Here is a 19,891-nt window from a genome sequence, read left to right as displayed (position 1 = left end):
GTCCGAATGGCCAACGTCGCGATCAACGCGTGTCGTTCGAGCGTGCGTTGATAAAATCGCGTATCCCTCCATGCCGCAGTTCGCGCCTCCCCCTATGACCCGTTCGCTCCAGATTCTCAATGAAGTTTTCGGCTATCCGGCGTTTCGCGGACAGCAGGCGGAGATCGTCGAGCACGTTGCCAACGGTGGCGATTCCCTGGTGCTCATGCCCACGGGCGGCGGTAAATCGCTGTGCTACCAGATTCCGTCGCTGGTGCGGAAGGAAGCGGGCTTCGGCGCGGGCATCGTCGTCTCGCCGCTGATCGCGCTGATGCAGGATCAGGTCGCGGCGCTCACCGAACTCGGCGTGCGTGCCGCATATCTCAATTCGACGCTGTCGGGCGCAGAAGCGGCCGCAACCGAGCGCGCGCTGCGCAACGGCGCGATCGACCTGCTCTATGTGGCGCCGGAGCGCCTGATGACGCCGCGCTTCCTCGACCTGCTCGAGAGTTCGCCGGTCGGCCTGTTCGCGATCGACGAGGCGCACTGCGTCTCCCAGTGGGGCCACGATTTCCGGCCCGAGTACATTCAGCTTTCGGTGTTGCACGAGCGGTTTCCGAACGTTCCGCGGATCGCGCTGACGGCGACGGCCGACGCGATCACGCGCGACGAGATCGTGCATCGGCTGGCGCTCGACGACGCGCGCATCTTCGTGTCGAGCTTCGACCGGCCGAATATCCGCTATCGGATCGTCGAAAAGGATAACGCGCGCTCGCAACTGCTCGACTTCATTCGCGCCGAACACACGAACAGCGACGGCACGACGGACGCGGGCGTGGTTTATTGCCTCTCGCGCCGCAAGGTGGAGGAAACCGCCGACTGGCTCAAAGGGCAGGGCGTTCGCGCGCTGCCCTACCACGCGGGCATGGAATTCGAAACGCGGCAGAGGCATCAGGAGATGTTCCAGCGCGAGGAAGGCATCGTGATGTGCGCGACGATCGCGTTCGGCATGGGCATCGACAAGCCGGATGTGCGTTTCGTCGCGCACCTGGATCTGCCGAAGAGCGTCGAGGGCTACTATCAGGAAACCGGGCGTGCCGGCCGCGATGGCATGCCCGCGAACGCATGGATGGCCTACGGCCTCGGCGATGTCGTGCAGCAACGCAAGATGATCGACGAGTCTGATGCCGACGACGCTCACAAGCGCGTTCAGGGCGGCAAGCTGGATGCACTCCTGGGCCTCTGCGAAGCTGCGACGTGCCGTCGCGTTCGCCTGCTCGCATACTTCGGCGAGACGAGCAAGCCATGCGGAAATTGCGATACCTGTCTGGAGCCGCCCGCGTCCTTCGATGCCACCCGCGAAGCGCAGATGGCGCTGTCGTGCGTCTACCGCGCACACAAGGCGAGTGGCTTCCATTTCGGCGCGGGGCATCTGATCGACATTCTGCGCGGGACGCGTAGCGAGAAGGTACTGCAGCGCGGCCACGAGAAGATCTCCACGTTCGGCGTCGGAGCAGCGCTGTCCGAGCAGGAATGGCGCGCGGTGTTCCGGCAACTCGTCGCGTTCGGCTATCTGGCCGTCGATCACGACGGCTTCGGCGCGCTCGTTCTCACCGACGCGAGCAAGCCCGTGCTGAAGGGCGAAGAGCGTGTCACGCTTCGCAAGTATGTGAAGCCGGTGCGCAATCGGCAATCATCGGGGCGCACCGGCGAACGCGCCGATCCGACGGCGGGCATGTCGCCCCGCGAAAAGGCGCGTTGGGATCGCTTGCGGACCTGGCGTGCCGAAACCGCCAAAAGCGACGGCGTGCCGGCGTATGTCATCTTCCACGACGCGACGCTCGCCGAAATCGCCCGCAGCGATCCCGATAGCATCGACGATCTGCGTCATATCCCCGGCATCGGCGTACGAAAACTCGAGCGTTTCGGTGACGAACTGCTGGACGTGGTCGGCGCGGACTAATGTTCTCGCGCCGCGCGGTGCATTAATTCACGCAACGTGTTGACCGGATTGGGATTTTCAGAATATCATGCTAGGTTCTCGTTCTTGGGTGATTTCGGACGCGGCCTAAAGCCGGTCAGTTCGGGCGAAGCCCTATACGAGAAGGTCAGACGCGCGGTTCTTGATGCTTTGCCCGTTCGGAATCGCGCCGATTTTGTTCATTTTTAGGATTAGACAATGCCAACCATCAATCAACTGGTTCGCAAAGGCCGCACGTCGGAAACGACGAAGAGCAAGTCGCCGGCCCTGCAGGACTGCCCGCAGCGTCGTGGCGTGTGCACGCGCGTGTACACCACGACGCCGAAGAAGCCGAACTCGGCACTTCGTAAGGTCGCCAAGGTGCGCCTGACGAACGGCTTCGAAGTCATTTCGTACATCGGTGGTGAAGGCCACAACCTGCAGGAACACTCGGTCGTGCTGATTCGCGGCGGCCGTGTCAAGGACTTGCCGGGTGTGCGTTACCACATGGTTCGCGGCTCGCTGGATACCCAGGGCGTCAAGGATCGTAAGCAGGCTCGCTCGAAGTACGGTGCGAAGCGTGCCAAGGCTGGCAAGTAATAGCCGGCTTTTGCAGTAGTTTGAGGTCGCCGCAAGGCGGTTAAGGCGGTGGTGCCGGAAGTGCCGGTGCTGTCGAGTAAGTGGTCACCCGGCCAAGCTGGTTTAGTCGAGAGATGGATCGGGTTAGTTGGTGGCCGCGGAGCGAAAGCGCTCCAACTGAAAAAGTAAAGGAAGAATCATGCCGCGTCGTCGCGAAGTCCCCAAGCGGGAAGTGTTGCCGGATCCGAAGTTCGGCAACGTAGATGTAGCCAAGTTCATGAACGTGCTGATGCTCTCCGGCAAGAAGTCGGTTGCCGAGCGTATCGTGTACGGCGCTTTTGAGCAGATCCAGACCAAGGGTGGCAAGGACCCGCTGGAAGTGTTCACGGTCGCGCTCAACAACGTGAAGCCGGTGGTCGAAGTGAAGAGCCGTCGCGTTGGTGGTGCGAACTATCAGGTTCCGGTCGAAGTGCGTCCCTCGCGTCGTATGGCATTGGCGATGCGTTGGTTGCGCGAAGCCGCGAAGAAGCGCAGCGAAAAGTCGATGGCCCTGCGCCTGGCAGGTGAGCTCTCCGAAGCGGCTGAAGGCCGCGGCGGCGCGATGAAGAAGCGCGACGAAGTTCACCGCATGGCAGAGGCCAACAAGGCATTCTCGCATTTCCGTTTCTAAGCTCCCGCTCGTAGGGCAAACGGAAAAATCAGGGCGGGTGCGCTTTTCGAGGCGCCTCGCCCGTTTGTGTTAGGGCGCTGCCGGCTCATAAACAATGATCCGGCGCGTCAACCGAATAAAGGATCCCAAGTGGCTCGCAAGACACCTATCGAGCGCTACCGCAACATCGGTATTAGCGCTCACATCGACGCCGGCAAGACGACGACGACCGAGCGCATCCTGTTCTACACGGGCGTGAACCACAAGATCGGTGAAGTTCACGACGGCGCAGCAACGATGGACTGGATGGAGCAGGAGCAGGAGCGCGGCATCACCATCACGTCGGCTGCTACCACGGCCTTCTGGAAGGGCATGGGCGGCAACTATCCCGAGCACCGCATCAACATCATCGACACCCCGGGGCACGTGGACTTCACGATCGAAGTGGAGCGCTCGATGCGCGTCCTCGACGGCGCGTGCATGGTCTACTGCGCGGTCGGCGGCGTGCAGCCGCAGTCGGAAACCGTGTGGCGTCAGGCGAACAAGTACAAGGTTCCCCGTCTCGCGTTCGTCAACAAGATGGACCGTACGGGCGCGAACTTCTTCAAGGTCTATGACCAGCTGAAGACGCGTCTGAAGGCGAACCCGGTTCCCGTCGTCGTGCCGATCGGCTCGGAAGAGAACTTCAAGGGCGTCGTCGATCTGCTGAAGATGAAGGCGATCATTTGGGACGAAGCGTCGCAAGGCACGAAGTTCGACTACGTCGACATCCCGGCTGAGCTCCTCGACTCGTGCAACGAGTGGCGCGAGAAGATGATCGAGTCGGCTGCTGAAGCCAGCGAAGAGCTGATGGAAAAGTACCTCGGCGGCGAAGAGCTGAGCGAAGCGGAAATCGTCAAGGCGATCCGCGACCGGACCATCGCGTGCGAAATCCAGCCGATGCTGTGCGGCACCGCGTTCAAGAACAAGGGCGTGCAGCGCATGCTCGACGCGGTCATCGACTTCCTGCCGTCGCCGGTCGACATTCCGCCGGTCACGGGTGAACTGGAAAGCGGCGAAAAGGCCGAGCGCCGCGCTGCCGACGACGAGAAGTTCTCGGCGCTGGCGTTCAAGATCATGACGGACCCGTTCGTCGGTCAGCTGATCTTCTTCCGCGTGTATTCGGGCATCGTGAATTCGGGTGACACCATCCTGAACGCGACCAAGGACAAGAAGGAACGTCTGGGTCGTATTCTGCAGATGCACGCGAACCAGCGCGAAGAAATCAAGGAAGTGCGCGCGGGCGACATCGCCGCAGCCGTCGGCCTGAAGGAAGCGACCACCGGCGACACGCTGTGCGATCCGCAAAGCCCGATCGTCCTGGAACGCATGATTTTCCCGGAACCGGTGATTTCGCAGGCAGTCGAGCCGAAGACGAAGGCTGACCAGGAAAAGATGGGCCTGGCGCTGAACCGTCTCGCGCAGGAAGACCCGTCGTTCCGCGTCCAGACGGACGAAGAATCGGGCCAGACCATCATTTCGGGCATGGGCGAGCTCCACCTCGAAATTCTGGTCGACCGGATGAAGCGCGAATTCAACGTGGAAGCGACCGTCGGGAAGCCGCAGGTTGCGTACCGCGAAACCATTCGCACGACGGCCGCCGATGTCGACGGCAAGTTCGTCAAGCAGTCGGGCGGTCGCGGCCAGTACGGTCACGCGGTCATCACGCTGGAGCCGAACGAGCAGGGCAAGGGCTACGAGTTCCTGGACGAGATCAAGGGCGGCGTGATTCCGCGCGAATACATCCCGGCCGTGGACAAGGGTATCCAGGAAACGCTGAAGTCGGGCGTGCTAGCTGGCTTCCCCGTCGTGGACGTGAAGGTTCACCTGACGTTCGGTTCGTACCACGACGTCGACTCGAACGAAAACGCGTTCCGCATGGCCGGCTCGATGGCCTTCAAGGAAGCAATGCGCAAGGCAAGCCCGGTCATCCTCGAACCGATGATGGCCGTGGAAGTCGAAACGCCGGAAGACTACATGGGCAACGTGATGGGCGACCTGTCGGGCCGTCGCGGTATCGTCCAGGGCATGGAAGACATGGTTGGCGGCGGCAAGATCGTGCGCGCCGAAGTGCCGCTGTCCGAAATGTTCGGCTATTCGACGTCGCTGCGGTCGCTGACGCAAGGCCGTGCTACGTACACGATGGAGTTCAAGCACTATGCTGAAGCTCCGCGTAACGTCGCCGACGCGATCATCAACGCCAAGGGTAAGTAATACCCGCAAGTCATTCGGCGCGAGCCACAAGCTTTAACCGACAAACAATCTTTGAACGAAGGTAATCATGGCAAAAGGTAAATTCGAGCGGACCAAGCCGCACGTGAACGTGGGCACGATCGGTCACGTTGACCACGGCAAGACCACGCTGACGGCAGCGATCACGACGGTGCTGACCAAGAAGTTCGGCGGCGAAGCGAAGGCATACGACCAGATCGATGCAGCGCCGGAAGAAAAGGCGCGTGGTATCACGATCAACACCGCGCACGTCGAGTACGAAACGGCTAACCGCCACTACGCACACGTCGATTGCCCGGGCCACGCCGACTACGTGAAGAACATGATCACGGGCGCAGCGCAGATGGACGGCGCGATCCTGGTGTGCTCGGCCGCTGACGGCCCGATGCCGCAAACGCGTGAGCACATCCTGCTGGCGCGTCAGGTCGGCGTGCCGTACATCATCGTGTTCCTGAACAAGTGCGACATGGTCGACGACGCCGAGCTGCTCGAGCTGGTCGAAATGGAAGTGCGCGAGCTGCTGTCGAAGTACGACTTCCCGGGCGACGACACCCCGATCGTCAAGGGTTCGGCGAAGCTGGCGCTGGAAGGCGACACGGGCGAGCTGGGCGAAGTGGCGATCATGAGCCTGGCCGACGCGCTGGACACCTACATCCCGACGCCGGAGCGCGCAGTCGACGGCTCGTTCCTGATGCCGGTGGAAGACGTGTTCTCGATCTCGGGTCGCGGCACGGTGGTGACGGGTCGCGTCGAGCGCGGCGTGGTGAAGGTCGGCGAGGAAATCGAAATCGTCGGTATCAAGCCGACGGTGAAGACCACCTGCACGGGCGTGGAAATGTTCCGCAAGCTGCTCGACCAGGGTCAGGCAGGCGACAACGTCGGTATTCTGCTGCGCGGCACGAAGCGTGAAGACGTCGAGCGTGGCCAGGTGCTGGCCAAGCCGGGTTCGATCACCCCGCACACGCACTTCACCGCTGAAGTTTACGTGCTGAGCAAGGACGAAGGCGGCCGTCACACGCCGTTCTTCAACAACTACCGTCCGCAGTTCTACTTCCGTACGACGGACGTGACGGGCTCGATCGAGCTGCCGAAGGACAAGGAAATGGTGATGCCGGGCGACAACGTGTCGATCACGGTCAAGCTGATCGCCCCGATCGCCATGGAAGAAGGTCTGCGCTTCGCTATCCGTGAAGGCGGCCGTACCGTCGGCGCAGGTGTCGTTGCGAAGATTATCGAGTAAAATCTCGGTCTTACTCGAAGTCGTAGTACAGAAGTAATGTGACCGGGGCCGGGTGTTCGCCCTCAGCGAATGCCCGGCCCCTCGCTCTTTTGCCAAATCGGCGGCGCAATACCGCCTCGCTCTTTTCTAAGGAATCGTCATGCAGAACCAGAAAATCCGCATTCGTCTGAAGGCTTTCGACTATCGCCTGATCGATCAATCGGCAGCCGAGATCGTCGATACGGCGAAGCGGACTGGCGCGATCGTCCGTGGCCCGGTGCCGCTGCCGACGCGTATTCAACGTTTTGACATTCTGCGTTCGCCGCACGTCAACAAGACGTCGCGCGACCAGCTCGAAATCCGTACGCACCAGCGCCTGATGGACATCGTCGATCCGACCGACAAGACGGTCAACGCGCTGATGAAGCTCGATCTGCCGGCCGGTGTGGACGTCGAAATCAAGCTGCAGTAAGCCTACAAAGCTCCGCCGGCGTGCCGGACGGAGCTAAGTCTTTGATTGCTTGCGGAAAACGAAAGGCCTTGTTATACTCCAAGGCTTTTCGCGCATTTGCGCAAAAAAGTCTGTCGGGTTTTCGGGCGTAAGTCACTTGAACGCGGCGGGCATTTTGTAATCAGCCCCGACCAATCGCAGTCGGGAATGGAGAAAACGATGAGCCTTGGACTCGTAGGTCGCAAGGTTGGCATGACCCGTATCTTCACGCCTGAGGGGGATTCGATCCCCGTCACCGTGCTGGACGTGTCGGACAACCGCGTGACGCAGATCAAGACCGTTGAAACGGATGGTTATACCGCCGTTCAGGTTGCATTCGGTACTCGCCGCGCATCGCGCGTGACGAAGCCGCTGGCGGGCCACCTCGCCAAAGCCGGCGTTCAAGCCGGTGAAATCCTCAAGGAATTCCATATCGACGCAGCCAAGGCAGGTGAACTGTCGAACGGCGCCGTCGTCGGTACGGACATTTTCGAAGTCGGCCAGAAGGTTGATGTGCAAGGCACGTCGATCGGTAAGGGCTACGCCGGTACCATCAAGCGCTACAACTTCGCCTCGGGCCGCGCAACGCACGGTAACTCGCGTTCGCACAACGTTCCGGGTTCGATCGGTATGGCGCAGGATCCGGGTCGGGTGTTCCCCGGCAAGCGCATGACGGGTCACCTCGGTGACGAAACCGTCACGGTCCAGAATCTCGAAATCGCCCGCATCGACGCTGAGCGCAATCTGCTGCTCGTTCGCGGTGCTGTTCCGGGTGCGAAGGGCGGCAAGGTCTTCGTGACCCCGGCTGTCAAGACGCGTGCTGTGAAAGGAGCGAAATAATGGAACTTAAGCTCCTGAATGCCAATGGTCAGGAAGGCGCTGGCGTGACCGCATCGGACGTCGTGTTCGGTCGCGATTACAACGAAGCCCTGATTCACCAGGTCGTGGTGGCTTATCAAGCCAACGCGCGCAGCGGCAACCGTGCTCAGAAGGACCGTGAGCAGGTCAAGCACACCACCAAGAAGCCGTGGCGTCAGAAGGGTACGGGCCGCGCTCGTGCCGGTATGTCGTCGAGCCCGTTGTGGCGTGGCGGTGGTCGCATTTTCCCGAACTCGCCGGAAGAAAACTTCTCGCACAAGGTCAACAAGAAGATGCATCGCGCAGGCCTCTGCTCGATCTTCTCGCAGTTGGCTCGCGAAGGCCGCATCTCGGTGGTCGAGGATCTCGCGCTCGAAGCGCCGAAGACCAAGCTGTTGGCCGAAAAATTCAAGGCGATGGGTCTCGACTCCGTGTTGGTCATCACCGATACGGTTGACGAAAACCTGTACCTCGCGTCGCGCAACCTGGCCCACGTGGCGGTTGTCGAGCCGCGTTACGCCGACCCGCTCTCGCTGATCTACTTCAAGAAGATTCTGATCACGAAGGCTGCGGTCGCTCAGATCGAGGAGTTGCTGTCATGAGCGAAGTTCGCAAAAACGATCATCGTTTGATGCAAGTTCTGCTCGCGCCGGTGATCTCCGAAAAGGCGACGCTGGTTGCCGACAAGAACGAACAAGTCGTGTTCGAAGTCGCGCCGGACGCCACGAAGCAGGAAGTCAAGGCTGCTGTCGAGCTGCTGTTCAAGGTCGAAGTCAATTCCGTCAACGTGCTCGTCACGAAGGGCAAAGCCAAGCGCTTTGGCCGCTTCAACGGCAAGCGCAAGGACGTGAAGAAGGCGTACGTCTGCCTGAAGCCCGGCCAGGAAATCAACTTTGAAGCGGAGGCCAAGTAATCATGGCAATCGTGAAAGTTAAGCCGACCTCGCCGGGTCGCCGCGCGATGGTCAAGATCGTCAACAAGGATCTGCATAAGGGCAAGCCGTTCGCAGCGCTGCTCGACTCGCAATCCAAGTCGGCGGGCCGTAACAACAACGGCCGTATCACCACGCGTCACCAGGGCGGTGGTCACAAGCAACACTACCGTATCGTCGATTTCCGTCGCAACAAGGACGGCATTCCGGCGAAGGTCGAGCGTCTCGAGTACGACCCGAACCGTAGCGCGAACATTGCGCTGGTTTTGTACGCAGACGGCGAGCGTCGCTACATCATTGCGCCGAAGGGCGTGACGGTTGGCACGCAGCTGATGTCCGGCTCGGAAGCGCCGATTCGCGCAGGCAACACCCTGCCGATCCGCAATATTCCGGTCGGTACGACGATCCACTGCATCGAAATGCTGCCGGGCAAGGGTGCGCAGATCGCGCGTTCGGCTGGTACGTCGGCCATGTTGCTGGCTCGCGAGGGCGTCTACGCACAGGTCCGCCTGCGCTCGGGCGAAATCCGCCGCGTGCACGTCGAGTGCCGTGCGACGATCGGTGAAGTGGGTAACGAAGAGCACAGCCTCCGTCAGATCGGTAAGGCCGGTGCGAACCGCTGGCGCGGTATTCGTCCGACGGTGCGCGGTGTTGCGATGAACCCGATCGATCACCCGCACGGTGGTGGTGAAGGCCGCACGGCTGCAGGTCGCGATCCGGTGAGCCCGTGGGGCACGCCGACGAAGGGCTACCGCACCCGCAGCAATAAGCGCACGACGACGATGATCGTCCAGCGCCGTCACAAGCGTTAAGGAGTAGGCAATGACACGTTCTGCTAAAAAAGGTCCGTTCTGCGACGCTCATTTGCTGAAGAAAGTTGAGGCGGCTGCGTCCACGCGTGACAAGAAGCCGATCAAGACCTGGTCGCGTCGTTCGACGATTCTGCCGGACTTCATCGGTCTGACGATCGCTGTTCACAACGGCCGTCAGCACGTTCCGGTGTACGTCACGGAAAACATGGTCGGCCACAAGCTTGGCGAGTTCGCACTGACCCGTACGTTCAAGGGTCACGCGGCCGACAAGAAGGCCAAGAAATAAGGGGCTATCAAGATGGAAGTGAAAGCAATTCATCGCGGTGCCCGCATCTCGGCGCAGAAAACGCGCCTTGTGGCTGACCAGATTCGTGGTTTGCCGGTTGACAAGGCGCTGAACGTTCTGACGTTCTCGCCAAAGAAGGCGGCGGGTATCGTCAAGAAGGTCGTGCTGTCTGCGATCGCGAATGCGGAACACAACGAAGGCGCCGATATCGACGAGCTCAAGATCACGAGCATCTACGTCGACAAGGCCGCTTCGCTGAAGCGTTTTACCGCGCGCGCAAAGGGTCGTGGTAACCGCATCGAGAAGCAATCCTGTCACATCACTGTGACGGTCGGGAATTAAGGAGCCATACGATGGGACAGAAAATTCATCCGACTGGCTTCCGTTTGGCCGTCAGCCGCAATTGGGCTTCGCGCTGGTACGCGAACAACAACAATTTCGCGGCGATGTTGCAGGAAGACATCGGTGTTCGTGACTACCTGAAGAAGAAGCTGAAGAACGCGTCCGTCGGCCGCGTGGTGATCGAGCGTCCTGCAAAGAACGCACGCATCACGATTTTCAGCTCGCGTCCGGGTGTCGTGATCGGCAAGAAGGGCGAAGACATCGAACTGCTGAAGTCCGAGCTGCAAAAGCGCATGGGCGTTCCGGTTCACGTCAACATCGAAGAAATCCGCAAGCCGGAAACCGATGCTCAACTGATCGCCGATTCCATCACGCAGCAGCTCGAGCGCCGGATCATGTTCCGCCGCGCGATGAAGCGTGCGATGCAAAACGCGATGCGTCTTGGCGCCCAAGGCATCAAGATCATGAGCGCGGGCCGTCTGAACGGTATCGAGATTGCACGTACCGAGTGGTATCGCGAAGGCCGCGTGCCCCTCCATACGCTGCGTGCCGATATCGACTACGCGACGTCGGAAGCGAAGACCACGTACGGCATCATCGGCGTGAAGGTGTGGGTCTACAAGGGCGACACCCTCGGTCGTAACGAAGCGCCGGTGGTGGAAGAAGTCGCGGAAGAGAAGCGTCCGCGTCGCAACGCACGTCCGGGTGGCGATCGCCGTCCGCGCCGTGACGGTGAAGGTGCGCCGGCTGGTGCACGCCGCGGCGGCCCCCGTCGTGGTGGCGCCGGTGGTGACGCGAAGAGTGGAGAATAACGATGCTGCAACCGAAACGCAGAAAGTATCGCAAAGAGCAGAAGGGTCGTAACACCGGCAAGGCGACGCGCGGCAACGCAGTGTCGTTCGGTGAATACGGTCTGAAGGCTATCGGTCGCGGCCGTTTGACCGCGCGTCAGATCGAAGCGGCGCGTCGTGCCATGACGCGTCACATCAAGCGTGGCGGCCGGATCTGGATCCGCATTTTCCCGGACAAGCCGATTTCGCAAAAGCCGGCTGAAGTACGTATGGGTAACGGTAAGGGCAACCCGGAGTACTACGTCGCGGAAATTCAACCGGGCAAGATGCTGTACGAAATGGACGGTGTCTCCGAAGAACTGGCGCGCGAAGCGTTCCGTCTGGCTGCAGCCAAGCTGCCGCTCAAGACGAACTTCGTCATCCGCCAGCTCGGCGCCTAAGGAGTAAACGATGAAGGCATCTGAACTTCACCAGAAGGACCAGGCCGCGCTCAACCAAGAGCTGTCGGACCTGCTTAAGGCGCAATTCGGCCTGCGCATGCAACTCGCGACCCAGCAGCTTACGAACACGAGCCAGCTGAAGAAGGTTCGTCGCGACATCGCACGTGTGCGGACTGTCCTGACTGAAAAGGCGAACCAGAAATGAACGATAGCGTAAAAACCTCGCTCAAGCGGACGCTGGTCGGCAAGGTCGTCAGCAACAAGATGGACAAGACGGTTACCGTGCTGGTCGAGCACCGCGTCAAGCACCCGATCTACGGCAAGTACGTCGTGCGTTCGAAGAAGTATCACGCGCATGACGACGCAAACACGTACAACGAGGGCGACCTCGTTGAAATCCAGGAAACGCGTCCGATTTCGAAGACGAAGGCCTGGGTTGTGTCGAAGTTGCTCGAAGCAGCTCGCGTGATCTGAAGTAGAAGTACCGCGACGCAGTAGGTCGTAAGTGTCGCAGTAAGTTTCGCTTGCAAGACCGAGATTATTTGCTATAATCTCGGTCTTCCCTCTTTGTGGGAGCCCCGTCGCGGGCGAAATTGGTGGGGGAAGCCGGTTCAGGCGCCAGCCTGTATCGACAGATTCACCGGATTGCGATGGCGGGTTTCGTCTGCCCTCGCTGCCTGTTCTAACCCAAGCAGCCGAATGGCTGACGGGACCAAGACTGACCGGATGTGCCATGGTGGTGCGACCGGATTAAGTTGGGAAAGATAAACCATGATCCAGACCGAAACTCGGCTTGAAGTGGCCGACAACACGGGTGCACGTGAAGTCATGTGCATCAAGGTGCTCGGCGGCTCGAAGCGTCGTTACGCTAGCATTGGCGACATCATCAAGGTGACCGTCAAGGAAGCGACGCCGCGCGGACGCGTGAAGAAGGGCGAAATTTATAACGCCGTGGTCGTTCGCACGGCCAAGGGCGTGCGTCGCCAGGATGGCTCGCTTATCAAGTTCGACGGCAATGCCGCCGTTCTTTTGAATACGAAGCTCGAGCCGATCGGCACGCGTATCTTCGGGCCGGTCACGCGTGAACTGCGTAGCGAACGATTCATGAAGATCGTTTCGCTCGCGCCGGAAGTGCTGTAAGGAGTCGCGATGAACAAGATTCGCAAGGGTGACGAAGTCATCGTCATCACCGGCAAGGACAAGGGCAAGCGCGGCACCGTGCTGGTCGTTGCGGAAGACCGTGTGACGGTCGAGGGTATCAACCTCGTCAAGAAGCACGTGAAGCCGAACCCGATGAAGGGAACGACGGGCGGTGTGGAAGCCAAGTCGATGCCGCTGCATATTTCGAACGTCGCACTGGTCGACGCGAATGGCAAGGCGTCGCGTGTTGGCATCAAGGTCGAAGACGGCAAGAAGGTTCGCTTCTTGAAGTCGACCGGCGCCACGCTTAACGCCTGATGCGGAGTTAAAAAATGGCTCGTCTGCAAGAAATTTACAAAGAGAAGGTTGTACCGGAACTCGTCGAAAAGTTCGGTTACAAGTCGGTCATGGAAGTGCCGCGCCTCACCAAGATCACCCTGAACATGGGTCTTGGCGAAGCCGTCGCTGACAAGAAGGTCCTTGAGCACGCCGTTGGCGACCTCACGAAGATCGCTGGCCAAAAGCCGGTTATCACCAAGTCGCGTAAGGCAATCGCTGGTTTCAAAATCCGCGAAGGCTACCCGATTGGCACGATGGTTACCCTGCGTGGCAATGCCATGTACGAATTCCTGGACCGTTTCGTGACAGTGGCGCTGCCTCGCGTGCGCGACTTCCGTGGCGTGTCGGGCAAGGCGTTCGACGGCCGTGGTAACTACAACATCGGTGTGAAAGAGCAGATCATTTTCCCCGAAATCGACTACGACAAGATCGACGCGCTGCGTGGGCTGAACATCAGCATCACGACGACTGCGAAGACCGACGAAGAAGCAAAGGCGCTGCTCGCCGGCTTCAAGTTCCCGTTCAGAAACTGAGGTTACCGTGGCTAAACTGGCACTGATCGAACGTGAAAAGAAGCGCGCGCGCCTGGCAGCCAAGTACGCTCCGAAGCGTGCTGAGCTGAAGGCTGTGATCGACGACGCAAGCAAGTCGGACGAAGAGCGTTACTTCGCCCGCCTGGCGCTGCAACAACTGCCGCGTAACTCGAACCCGACTCGCAAGCGTAACCGCTGCGCGATCACGGGCCGCCCGCGTGGCACGTTCCGCAAGTTCGGACTCGCGCGTAACAAGATTCGTGAAATCGCGTTCCGCGGCGAAATCCCTGGCCTCACCAAGGCGAGCTGGTAATAGGAGAAACATAAATGAGCATGAGTGATCCTATCGCCGATATGCTGACTCGCATCCGCAATGCGCAGATGGTCGAGAAGGTTTCGGTGACTATGCCCTCGTCGAAAGTCAAGGTTGCGATTGCGCAGGTTTTGAAGGACGAAGGTTATATCGACGACTTCGCAGTGAAGGCTGAAGGTGCGAAGACGGAATTGAATATCGCGTTGAAGTACTACGCTGGCCGTCCGGTTATCGAGCGCCTCGAGCGCGTTTCGAAGCCTGGTCTGCGCGTGTACCGCGGTCGCAACGACATCCCGCAGGTCATGAACGGCCTGGGCGTTGCAATCGTGTCGACGCCGAAGGGTGTGATGACCGACCGCAAGGCGCGCCAGAACGGCGTCGGCGGCGAAGTCATCTGCTACGTCGCTTAACGCCGAAGGGAGAGGAAACATGTCTCGAGTAGGTAAAAGCCCGATCGCGCTGCCGCAAGGCGCGGAAGTGGCCGTCAAGGGCGACGTCATCACCGTGAAGGGTCCGCTCGGCACGATTTCGCAAGCGGCCAATCCGCTCGTGAACGTGGCGAACGAGAACGGCACGCTGAACTTCGCGCCGGCTAACGAAAGCCGCGAAGCAAACGCGATGTCCGGCACGATGCGCGCCCTGGTGGCGAACATGGTGTTCGGCGTCACCAAGGGTTTCGAGCGCAAGCTGACGCTGGTTGGCGTTGGTTATCGTGCGCAAGCGCAAGGCGACAAGCTGAACCTGTCGCTGGGTTTCTCGCACCCGGTGGTGCACCAGATGCCGGAAGGCGTCAAGGCTGAAACCCCGTCGCAGACCGAAATCGTGATCAAGGGGATCGACAAGCAGAAAGTCGGACAAGTCGCTGCAGAAGTGCGCGGCTATCGTCCGCCGGAGCCCTACAAGGGCAAGGGCGTGCGCTATTCCGACGAGGTCGTGATCCTCAAAGAAACGAAGAAGAAGTAAGGGTGCGCAATCATGGATAAGACTCAATCTCGCCTGCGCCGCGCTCGTCAGACGCGTATCAAGATCGCTGAGCTGCAGGTCGCGCGTCTCGCCGTGCATCGCACGAATACGCACATCTACGCGCAAGTGTTCTCGGCATGCGGCACGAAAGTGCTGGCCAGCGCATCGACGCTGGAAGCCGAAGTTCGCGCTGAGCTGGCCGACAAGTCGGGCAAGGGCGGCAACATCAACGCTGCAACCCTGATCGGCAAGCGTATTGCCGAGAAGGCCAAGGCTGCCGGCATCGAATCCGTCGCCTTTGACCGCTCGGGTTTCCGCTACCACGGCCGCGTGAAAGCGCTGGCTGACGCGGCGCGCGAAGCCGGGCTCAAGTTCTAAGGGAAGAATTCGTCATGGCAAAGATGCAAGCGAAAGTTCAGGCTGACGAACGCGACGACGGCCTGCGCGAAAAGATGATTTCGGTCAACCGCGTGACCAAGGTCGTGAAGGGTGGCCGGATTCTCGGCTTCGCCGCACTGACCGTGGTTGGCGACGGTGATGGCCGCGTCGGCATGGGCAAGGGCAAGGCGAAGGAAGTTCCGGTTGCCGTTCAGAAGGCAATGGAACAAGCCCGCCGCAACATGTTCAAGGTGCCGCTCAAGAACGGTACGTTGCAACACGAAGTGCACGGCAAGCATGGCGCTTCCGCAGTCCTCCTCGCTCCGGCGAAGGATGGTACGGGCGTGATCGCCGGCGGTCCGATGCGCGCAGTGTTCGACGTGATGGGCGTGCAGAACGTGGTGGCCAAGAGCCACGGCTCGACGAACCCGTACAACCTCGTTCGTGCAACGCTCGACGGTCTGCGCAAGCAGTCGACCCCGGGCGACATCGCGGCGAAGCGCGGCAAGTCCGTCGAAGATATTTTGGGCTAAGCCTCGAGGTCATCATGTCTGAGAAAACTGTCAAGGTTCAGCTCGTCAAGAGCCTGATCGGGACTCGCGAAACGCACCGCGCGACGGTGCGTGGCCTCGGCCTGCGCCGCCTCAACTCGGTTAGCGAGCTGCAGGACACGCCGGCTGTGCGCGGGATGATCAACAAGGTCGCGTACCTCGTTAAGGTCATCGGCTAAGCGGCCGACCCACGGATCCAAGGAGTTGAACATGGAATTGAATAACCTGAAGCCGGCGGAAGGCGCGAAGCACGCTAAGCGTCGCGTCGGTCGCGGCATCGGTTCGGGCCTCGGCAAGACCGCAGGCCGCGGCCACAAGGGTCAGAAATCGCGTTCGGGCGGCTTCCACAAGGTTGGCTTCGAAGGCGGTCAGATGCCGCTGCAGCGTCGCCTGCCGAAGCGCGGCTTCACGTCGTTGACGAAGGAATTCGTCGGTGAAGTGCGCCTCGCTGATCTGGAAAAGCTGCCGGTCGACGAAATCGATCTCTTGGCGCTGAAGCAAGCGGGTCTGGTCGGCGAGCTCATCAAGAGCGCGAAGATCATCAAGACCGGCGAGATCACGCGCAAGGTCACGGTGAAGGGTCTGACGGCAACGAAGGGCGCCCGTGAGGCAATCGAAGCCGCTGGCGGCTCGTTCGCCGAGTAACGCGCTTTCGCCGTTACTAGCACTTGCATCGGAGAAGGTTCTTGGCTAACAGCCCGAGTCTCGCAAAACCCGGTCGAAGCGCGGCGAAATTTGGCGATCTGCGTCGGCGTGCAGTGTTTCTGCTGCTGGCGCTGGTCGTCTACCGCATTGGTGCGCACATTCCGGTCCCCGGCATCGATCCGGATCAACTGGCGAAGCTGTTCCAAAGCCAGTCGGGCGGCATCCTTGGCATGTTCAACATGTTCTCGGGTGGCGCGCTGTCGCGATTCACGATCTTTGCGCTGGGCATCATGCCCTACATTTCGGCGTCGATCATCATGCAGTTGCTGTCGATCGTATCGCCGCAAATGGAAGCATTGAAGAAGGAAGGGCAGGCGGGGCAACGGAAGATCACGCAGTACACGCGTATCTTCACCGTCGTGCTCGCGACCTTCCAGGCGTTCGGTATCGCGGTCGCGCTCGAGAATCAGCCCGCTCTGGTAGTCGATCCCGGCATGGTGTTCCGCCTGACGACGGTGGTGACGCTGGTGACGGGCACGATGTTCCTGATGTGGCTGGGTGAGCAAATCACGGAACGCGGTCTCGGCAACGGCATCTCGATCATCATCTTCGGTGGCATCGCGGCGGGCTTCCCGAACGCGATCGGCGGGTTGTTCGAGCTTGTCCGCACTGGTTCGATGAGCATCATCTCGGCGATCATCATCGTCGTGCTGATCGCGGCGGTCACGTATCTGGTCGTGTTCATCGAACGCGGTCAGCGCAAGATCCTCGTGAACTACGCGAAGCGCCAGGTCGGCAACAAGATTTACGGCGGACAGTCGTCTCATCTGCCGCTGAAGCTGAACATGTCGGGTGTGATTCCGCCGATCTTCGCGTCGTCGATCATCCTCTTCCCGGCAACCATCCTGAACTGGTTCAGTTCGGGTACGCGTACCGGCTGGTTCGCAAACACGCTGCACAGCGTGGCTGAGGCCATCAAGCCCGGTCAACCCGTGTACGTGCTGCTGTATGCGTTGGCGATTGTTTTCTTCTGCTTCTTCTACACCGCACTGGTGTTCAACAGCCGAGAAACCGCCGACAACTTGAAGAAGAGCGGTGCATTCGTTCCGGGTATCCGTCCGGGCGATCAGACTGCACGGTATATCGACCGCATCCTCACGCGTCTGACGCTGGCCGGTGCGATCTATATTGTGTTCGTGTGCCTGTTGCCTGAGTTTCTGGTGTTGCGCTGGAACGTGCCGTTCTATTTTGGTGGAACGTCGCTGCTGATCATTGTCGTCGTCACGATGGACTTCATGGCTCAGGTGCAGTCGTACGTCATGTCGCAACAATATGAGTCGCTGCTCAAGAAGGCAAACTTCAAGGGCGGCAACGTCCCGATGCGTTAATTTAGGACTATGGCCAAAGACGATGTAATCCAGATGCAGGGTGAGGTCATCGAAAACCTCCCCAACGCTACTTTCCGGGTGAAATTGGAAAATGGCCATGTCGTCCTGGGACACATTTCTGGAAAGATGCGGATGCACTATATCCGCATCCTGCCAGGCGACAAGGTTACGGTTGAATTGACGCCTTACGATCTGTCTCGTGCACGGATCGTATTCCGGGCGAAGTGATTTGAAAAAAGGGTAATATCATGAAAGTGATGGCATCGGTTAAGCGCATTTGCCGCAATTGCAAGATCATCAAGCGCAAGGGCGTTGTGCGCGTGATTTGCAGCTCTGATCCGCGCCACAAACAGCGTCAAGGCTGAACGCCGCGCTTTTGCTTGCGCTTTTTGTTTGAGGAAAAACAATGGCTCGTATCGCAGGGGTTAACATCCCGAATCACCAGCATACCGAGATCGGCCTGACGGCAATCTTCGGCATCGGACGCACGCGTTCGCGCGGCATTTGCATCGCTGCTGGTGTGGAATTTTCGAAGAAGGTCAAGGACCTCACCGACGCAGACCTCGAAAAGCTGCGTGACGAAGTGGGCAAGTTCATCGTCGAAGGCGACCTGCGCCGTGAAGTGACGATGAACATCAAGCGCCTGATGGACTTGGGTTGCTACCGCGGCATGCGTCATCGCAAGGGCCTGCCCCTGCGTGGCCAGCGTACGCGCACCAACGCCCGTACTCGCAAGGGTCCGCGTCGTGCAGCGCAATCGCTGAAGAAGTAAGCGGAACTGACAGTTACAGGAAAACGTAATGGCTAAGGCTTCGAACAACTCCGCGGCGCAACGCGTTCGCAAGAAGGTCAAGAAGAACGTCGCCGAGGGCGTGGTTCACGTTCACGCGTCGTTCAACAACACCATTATCACGATCACCGACCGTCAAGGTAACGCGCTGGCATGGGCGACCTCGGGTGGCCAGGGTTTCAAGGGCTCGCGCAAGTCAACGCCGTTTGCAGCTCAGGTCGCAGCGGAATCGGCTGGCCGCGTGGCAATGGAATACGGCGTGAAGAACCTCGAAGTGCGGATCAAGGGCCCTGGTCCTGGCCGTGAATCGGCGGTGCGCGCGTTGCATGGTCTTGGCATCAAGATCACCGCGATCTCCGACGTGACGCCGGTCCCGCACAACGGTTGCCGTCCGCCGAAGCGCCGCCGCATCTAAGGCGACGACGCGAGCGCATGTTCCTGCTGATGCGTAAGTATCGGCGGGTTTCGTGCGTGATGAATTTGACTAAGCCCACCGTTCGGCCCAAAGGGTTCGGACTAGCGCGAATGAAAGTTCGCGTGATTAATTTTTAAGGATTCAACGTGGCACGCTATACCGGTCCTAAAGCCAAGCTGTCCCGCCGTGAAGGCACCGACCTGTTCCTGAAGAGCGCACGCCGCTCGCTCGCCGACAAGTGCAAGCTCGACAGCAAGCCCGGCCAACACGGCCGTACCTCGGGCGCGCGTACGTCCGACTACGGCACCCAGTTGCGCGAAAAGCAAAAGGTGAAGCGTATTTACGGTGTGCTGGAGCGTCAGTTCCGCCGCTACTTCGCCGAAGCCGACCGCCGCAAGGGCCCGACGGGCGAAAACCTGCTGCAGTTGCTCGAGTCGCGTCTCGACAACGTCGTGTATCGCATGGGCTTCGGCTCGACGCGCGCTGAAGCGCGTCAGCTGGTCAGCCACAAGTCGATCATGGTGAACGGCCAGGTCGCGAACATCCCGTCGATGCAAGTCAAGTCGGGCGATGTCGTCTCCGTTCGCGAGCAGTCGCGCAAGCAGGCTCGTATCGTCGAGGCGCTGTCGCTGGCAGAGCAAGGCGGCATGCCGAACTGGGTGTCGGTCGATGCGAAGAAGTTCGAAGGAACGTTCAAGTCGATGCCGGAGCGCAGCGATATCGCTGGCGACATCAACGAAAGCCTGATCGTCGAATTGTATTCGCGTTAATCGCGCGGTAATCGGATTAGCAGCCGGGGAGCCTGATTGCTCGTGGCAAATCGGCGTCC

The 19,891-nt window shown here is 60.1% G+C and carries 32 protein-coding genes; all 32 read left to right on the top strand.

Annotated features, from left to right (window positions below; translation table 11 throughout):
* Positions 1-94: 94 nt before the first annotated feature.
* Positions 95-1,942: a DNA helicase RecQ gene (recQ, locus tag P9255_RS17945; protein WP_309763885.1), complete on the top strand. Its 1,848-nt coding sequence runs from the start codon at positions 95-97 to the stop codon at positions 1,940-1,942.
* A 216-nt stretch (positions 1,943-2,158) separates the two neighbouring features.
* Entirely contained in the window at positions 2,159-2,539 is a 381-nt protein-coding gene (rpsL, locus tag P9255_RS17940) for a 30S ribosomal protein S12 (protein WP_006053290.1), read from the top strand.
* 178 nt (positions 2,540-2,717) lie between these two features.
* On the top strand, positions 2,718-3,188 hold the full coding sequence (gene rpsG / locus P9255_RS17935) for a 30S ribosomal protein S7 (protein WP_006053291.1): 471 nt from the start codon (positions 2,718-2,720) through the stop codon (positions 3,186-3,188).
* Between the two features lie 129 nt (positions 3,189-3,317).
* On the top strand, positions 3,318-5,420 hold the full coding sequence (fusA, locus tag P9255_RS17930) for an elongation factor G (RefSeq protein ID WP_309763886.1): 2,103 nt from the start codon (positions 3,318-3,320) through the stop codon (positions 5,418-5,420).
* 67 nt (positions 5,421-5,487) lie between these two features.
* Positions 5,488-6,678: an elongation factor Tu gene (gene tuf, locus P9255_RS17925; RefSeq protein ID WP_309763880.1), complete on the top strand. Its 1,191-nt coding sequence runs from the start codon at positions 5,488-5,490 to the stop codon at positions 6,676-6,678.
* Between the two features lie 139 nt (positions 6,679-6,817).
* A complete protein-coding gene (gene rpsJ / locus P9255_RS17920) occupies positions 6,818-7,129 on the top strand; it encodes a 30S ribosomal protein S10 (protein WP_309790190.1) in 312 nt (103 codons plus the stop codon).
* 198 nt (positions 7,130-7,327) lie between these two features.
* Entirely contained in the window at positions 7,328-7,987 is a 660-nt protein-coding gene (gene rplC, locus P9255_RS17915; protein ID WP_040050487.1) for a 50S ribosomal protein L3, read from the top strand.
* Positions 7,987-8,607 (top strand): 50S ribosomal protein L4, encoded by a 621-nt coding sequence (gene rplD, locus P9255_RS17910; protein WP_035967598.1) that lies wholly within the window; start codon positions 7,987-7,989, stop codon positions 8,605-8,607. Before rplC ends, rplD begins: the two co-directional genes overlap by 1 nt.
* The gene (gene rplW, locus P9255_RS17905; RefSeq protein ID WP_035967599.1) at positions 8,604-8,918 is read left to right on the top strand and encodes a 50S ribosomal protein L23; all 315 of its coding nucleotides are present in this window, start codon (positions 8,604-8,606) and stop codon (positions 8,916-8,918) included. The genes rplD and rplW overlap by 4 nt, the downstream gene beginning before the upstream one ends.
* A gap of 2 nt (positions 8,919-8,920) precedes the next feature.
* Positions 8,921-9,748 (top strand): 50S ribosomal protein L2, encoded by an 828-nt coding sequence (gene rplB / locus P9255_RS17900; protein ID WP_309763887.1) that lies wholly within the window; start codon positions 8,921-8,923, stop codon positions 9,746-9,748.
* Positions 9,749-9,758: 10 nt separating this feature from the next.
* Entirely contained in the window at positions 9,759-10,034 is a 276-nt protein-coding gene (gene rpsS, locus P9255_RS17895) for a 30S ribosomal protein S19 (protein ID WP_008343850.1), read from the top strand.
* Positions 10,035-10,046: 12 nt separating this feature from the next.
* The gene (rplV, locus tag P9255_RS17890; protein WP_007730533.1) at positions 10,047-10,376 is read left to right on the top strand and encodes a 50S ribosomal protein L22; all 330 of its coding nucleotides are present in this window, start codon (positions 10,047-10,049) and stop codon (positions 10,374-10,376) included.
* Positions 10,377-10,387: 11 nt separating this feature from the next.
* Entirely contained in the window at positions 10,388-11,188 is an 801-nt protein-coding gene (rpsC, locus tag P9255_RS17885; RefSeq protein ID WP_309763888.1) for a 30S ribosomal protein S3, read from the top strand.
* A 2-nt stretch (positions 11,189-11,190) separates the two neighbouring features.
* Positions 11,191-11,607: a 50S ribosomal protein L16 gene (gene rplP / locus P9255_RS17880; protein ID WP_035967605.1), complete on the top strand. Its 417-nt coding sequence runs from the start codon at positions 11,191-11,193 to the stop codon at positions 11,605-11,607.
* Positions 11,608-11,617: 10 nt separating this feature from the next.
* Entirely contained in the window at positions 11,618-11,812 is a 195-nt protein-coding gene (gene rpmC / locus P9255_RS17875; RefSeq protein WP_035967606.1) for a 50S ribosomal protein L29, read from the top strand.
* Entirely contained in the window at positions 11,809-12,081 is a 273-nt protein-coding gene (gene rpsQ, locus P9255_RS17870) for a 30S ribosomal protein S17 (RefSeq protein ID WP_035933074.1), read from the top strand. Before rpmC ends, rpsQ begins: the two co-directional genes overlap by 4 nt.
* Positions 12,082-12,378: 297 nt before the next feature.
* On the top strand, positions 12,379-12,747 hold the full coding sequence (gene rplN / locus P9255_RS17865) for a 50S ribosomal protein L14 (protein WP_006998478.1): 369 nt from the start codon (positions 12,379-12,381) through the stop codon (positions 12,745-12,747).
* Between the two features lie 9 nt (positions 12,748-12,756).
* Complete coding sequence (gene rplX, locus P9255_RS17860) at positions 12,757-13,065, top strand: 50S ribosomal protein L24 (RefSeq protein WP_309763889.1); 309 nt, start codon at positions 12,757-12,759, stop codon at positions 13,063-13,065.
* Positions 13,066-13,079: 14 nt separating this feature from the next.
* Complete coding sequence (gene rplE, locus P9255_RS17855) at positions 13,080-13,619, top strand: 50S ribosomal protein L5 (protein ID WP_061138390.1); 540 nt, start codon at positions 13,080-13,082, stop codon at positions 13,617-13,619.
* A 7-nt stretch (positions 13,620-13,626) separates the two neighbouring features.
* Positions 13,627-13,932, top strand: coding sequence for a 30S ribosomal protein S14 (gene rpsN / locus P9255_RS17850; RefSeq protein WP_061126156.1), 306 nt, complete (start codon positions 13,627-13,629; stop codon positions 13,930-13,932).
* 14 nt (positions 13,933-13,946) lie between these two features.
* Positions 13,947-14,342 (top strand): 30S ribosomal protein S8, encoded by a 396-nt coding sequence (gene rpsH / locus P9255_RS17845; protein WP_035967610.1) that lies wholly within the window; start codon positions 13,947-13,949, stop codon positions 14,340-14,342.
* A 19-nt stretch (positions 14,343-14,361) separates the two neighbouring features.
* The gene (rplF, locus tag P9255_RS17840) at positions 14,362-14,895 is read left to right on the top strand and encodes a 50S ribosomal protein L6 (RefSeq protein WP_309763890.1); all 534 of its coding nucleotides are present in this window, start codon (positions 14,362-14,364) and stop codon (positions 14,893-14,895) included.
* A 12-nt stretch (positions 14,896-14,907) separates the two neighbouring features.
* On the top strand, positions 14,908-15,273 hold the full coding sequence (rplR, locus tag P9255_RS17835; RefSeq protein WP_035967614.1) for a 50S ribosomal protein L18: 366 nt from the start codon (positions 14,908-14,910) through the stop codon (positions 15,271-15,273).
* A gap of 14 nt (positions 15,274-15,287) precedes the next feature.
* Positions 15,288-15,806 (top strand): 30S ribosomal protein S5, encoded by a 519-nt coding sequence (gene rpsE, locus P9255_RS17830; RefSeq protein ID WP_244793886.1) that lies wholly within the window; start codon positions 15,288-15,290, stop codon positions 15,804-15,806.
* A 14-nt stretch (positions 15,807-15,820) separates the two neighbouring features.
* Positions 15,821-16,003: a 50S ribosomal protein L30 gene (gene rpmD, locus P9255_RS17825; RefSeq protein WP_035967615.1), complete on the top strand. Its 183-nt coding sequence runs from the start codon at positions 15,821-15,823 to the stop codon at positions 16,001-16,003.
* A 31-nt stretch (positions 16,004-16,034) separates the two neighbouring features.
* A complete protein-coding gene (rplO, locus tag P9255_RS17820; RefSeq protein ID WP_008343934.1) occupies positions 16,035-16,469 on the top strand; it encodes a 50S ribosomal protein L15 in 435 nt (144 codons plus the stop codon).
* Between the two features lie 41 nt (positions 16,470-16,510).
* Entirely contained in the window at positions 16,511-17,857 is a 1,347-nt protein-coding gene (secY, locus tag P9255_RS17815) for a preprotein translocase subunit SecY (protein WP_309763891.1), read from the top strand.
* Positions 17,858-17,866: 9 nt separating this feature from the next.
* Positions 17,867-18,085, top strand: coding sequence for a translation initiation factor IF-1 (gene infA / locus P9255_RS17810; RefSeq protein WP_004521905.1), 219 nt, complete (start codon positions 17,867-17,869; stop codon positions 18,083-18,085).
* Between the two features lie 20 nt (positions 18,086-18,105).
* Positions 18,106-18,222 carry a 50S ribosomal protein L36 gene (rpmJ, locus tag P9255_RS17805; protein WP_004199844.1) on the top strand — a complete coding sequence of 39 codons (117 nt, stop codon included), beginning with the start codon at positions 18,106-18,108 and terminating at the stop codon, positions 18,220-18,222.
* Positions 18,223-18,263: 41 nt separating this feature from the next.
* A complete protein-coding gene (gene rpsM, locus P9255_RS17800) occupies positions 18,264-18,629 on the top strand; it encodes a 30S ribosomal protein S13 (RefSeq protein WP_309763892.1) in 366 nt (121 codons plus the stop codon).
* Between the two features lie 28 nt (positions 18,630-18,657).
* A complete protein-coding gene (gene rpsK / locus P9255_RS17795) occupies positions 18,658-19,062 on the top strand; it encodes a 30S ribosomal protein S11 (protein WP_006052224.1) in 405 nt (134 codons plus the stop codon).
* A 146-nt stretch (positions 19,063-19,208) separates the two neighbouring features.
* Positions 19,209-19,832 carry a 30S ribosomal protein S4 gene (gene rpsD / locus P9255_RS17790; RefSeq protein WP_309790189.1) on the top strand — a complete coding sequence of 208 codons (624 nt, stop codon included), beginning with the start codon at positions 19,209-19,211 and terminating at the stop codon, positions 19,830-19,832.
* The last annotated feature ends 59 nt before the right edge of the window (positions 19,833-19,891 follow it).

The sequence above is a fragment of the Caballeronia sp. LZ019 genome (assembly GCF_031450825.1).
Lineage (GTDB): Bacteria > Pseudomonadota > Gammaproteobacteria > Burkholderiales > Burkholderiaceae > Caballeronia.
Note: the sequence above shows the minus strand (reverse complement) of the source record. Positions and strands in the feature narration are given on the sequence as shown.

Bases quoted from the DNA above. Each gene is read 5' to 3' on its own strand.
- recQ (WP_309763885.1), top strand. From the start codon at position 95: ATGACCCGTTCGCTCCAGATTCTCAATGAAGTTTTCGGCTATCCGGCG.
- rpsL (WP_006053290.1), top strand. From the start codon at position 2,159: ATGCCAACCATCAATCAACTGGTTCGCAAAGGCCGCACGTCGGAAACG.
- rpsG (WP_006053291.1), top strand. From the start codon at position 2,718: ATGCCGCGTCGTCGCGAAGTCCCCAAGCGGGAAGTGTTGCCGGATCCG.
- tuf (WP_309763880.1), top strand. From the start codon at position 5,488: ATGGCAAAAGGTAAATTCGAGCGGACCAAGCCGCACGTGAACGTGGGC.
- rpsJ (WP_309790190.1), top strand. From the start codon at position 6,818: ATGCAGAACCAGAAAATCCGCATTCGTCTGAAGGCTTTCGACTATCGC.
- rplC (WP_040050487.1), top strand. From the start codon at position 7,328: ATGAGCCTTGGACTCGTAGGTCGCAAGGTTGGCATGACCCGTATCTTC.
- rplD (WP_035967598.1), top strand. From the start codon at position 7,987: ATGGAACTTAAGCTCCTGAATGCCAATGGTCAGGAAGGCGCTGGCGTG.
- rplW (WP_035967599.1), top strand. From the start codon at position 8,604: ATGAGCGAAGTTCGCAAAAACGATCATCGTTTGATGCAAGTTCTGCTC.
- rplB (WP_309763887.1), top strand. From the start codon at position 8,921: ATGGCAATCGTGAAAGTTAAGCCGACCTCGCCGGGTCGCCGCGCGATG.
- rpsS (WP_008343850.1), top strand. From the start codon at position 9,759: ATGACACGTTCTGCTAAAAAAGGTCCGTTCTGCGACGCTCATTTGCTG.
- rplV (WP_007730533.1), top strand. From the start codon at position 10,047: ATGGAAGTGAAAGCAATTCATCGCGGTGCCCGCATCTCGGCGCAGAAA.
- rpsC (WP_309763888.1), top strand. From the start codon at position 10,388: ATGGGACAGAAAATTCATCCGACTGGCTTCCGTTTGGCCGTCAGCCGC.
- rplP (WP_035967605.1), top strand. From the start codon at position 11,191: ATGCTGCAACCGAAACGCAGAAAGTATCGCAAAGAGCAGAAGGGTCGT.
- rpmC (WP_035967606.1), top strand. From the start codon at position 11,618: ATGAAGGCATCTGAACTTCACCAGAAGGACCAGGCCGCGCTCAACCAA.
- rpsQ (WP_035933074.1), top strand. From the start codon at position 11,809: ATGAACGATAGCGTAAAAACCTCGCTCAAGCGGACGCTGGTCGGCAAG.
- rplN (WP_006998478.1), top strand. From the start codon at position 12,379: ATGATCCAGACCGAAACTCGGCTTGAAGTGGCCGACAACACGGGTGCA.
- rplX (WP_309763889.1), top strand. From the start codon at position 12,757: ATGAACAAGATTCGCAAGGGTGACGAAGTCATCGTCATCACCGGCAAG.
- rplE (WP_061138390.1), top strand. From the start codon at position 13,080: ATGGCTCGTCTGCAAGAAATTTACAAAGAGAAGGTTGTACCGGAACTC.
- rpsH (WP_035967610.1), top strand. From the start codon at position 13,947: ATGAGCATGAGTGATCCTATCGCCGATATGCTGACTCGCATCCGCAAT.
- rplF (WP_309763890.1), top strand. From the start codon at position 14,362: ATGTCTCGAGTAGGTAAAAGCCCGATCGCGCTGCCGCAAGGCGCGGAA.
- rplR (WP_035967614.1), top strand. From the start codon at position 14,908: ATGGATAAGACTCAATCTCGCCTGCGCCGCGCTCGTCAGACGCGTATC.
- rpsE (WP_244793886.1), top strand. From the start codon at position 15,288: ATGGCAAAGATGCAAGCGAAAGTTCAGGCTGACGAACGCGACGACGGC.
- rpmD (WP_035967615.1), top strand. From the start codon at position 15,821: ATGTCTGAGAAAACTGTCAAGGTTCAGCTCGTCAAGAGCCTGATCGGG.
- rplO (WP_008343934.1), top strand. From the start codon at position 16,035: ATGGAATTGAATAACCTGAAGCCGGCGGAAGGCGCGAAGCACGCTAAG.
- infA (WP_004521905.1), top strand. From the start codon at position 17,867: ATGGCCAAAGACGATGTAATCCAGATGCAGGGTGAGGTCATCGAAAAC.
- rpmJ (WP_004199844.1), top strand. From the start codon at position 18,106: ATGAAAGTGATGGCATCGGTTAAGCGCATTTGCCGCAATTGCAAGATC.
- rpsM (WP_309763892.1), top strand. From the start codon at position 18,264: ATGGCTCGTATCGCAGGGGTTAACATCCCGAATCACCAGCATACCGAG.
- rpsK (WP_006052224.1), top strand. From the start codon at position 18,658: ATGGCTAAGGCTTCGAACAACTCCGCGGCGCAACGCGTTCGCAAGAAG.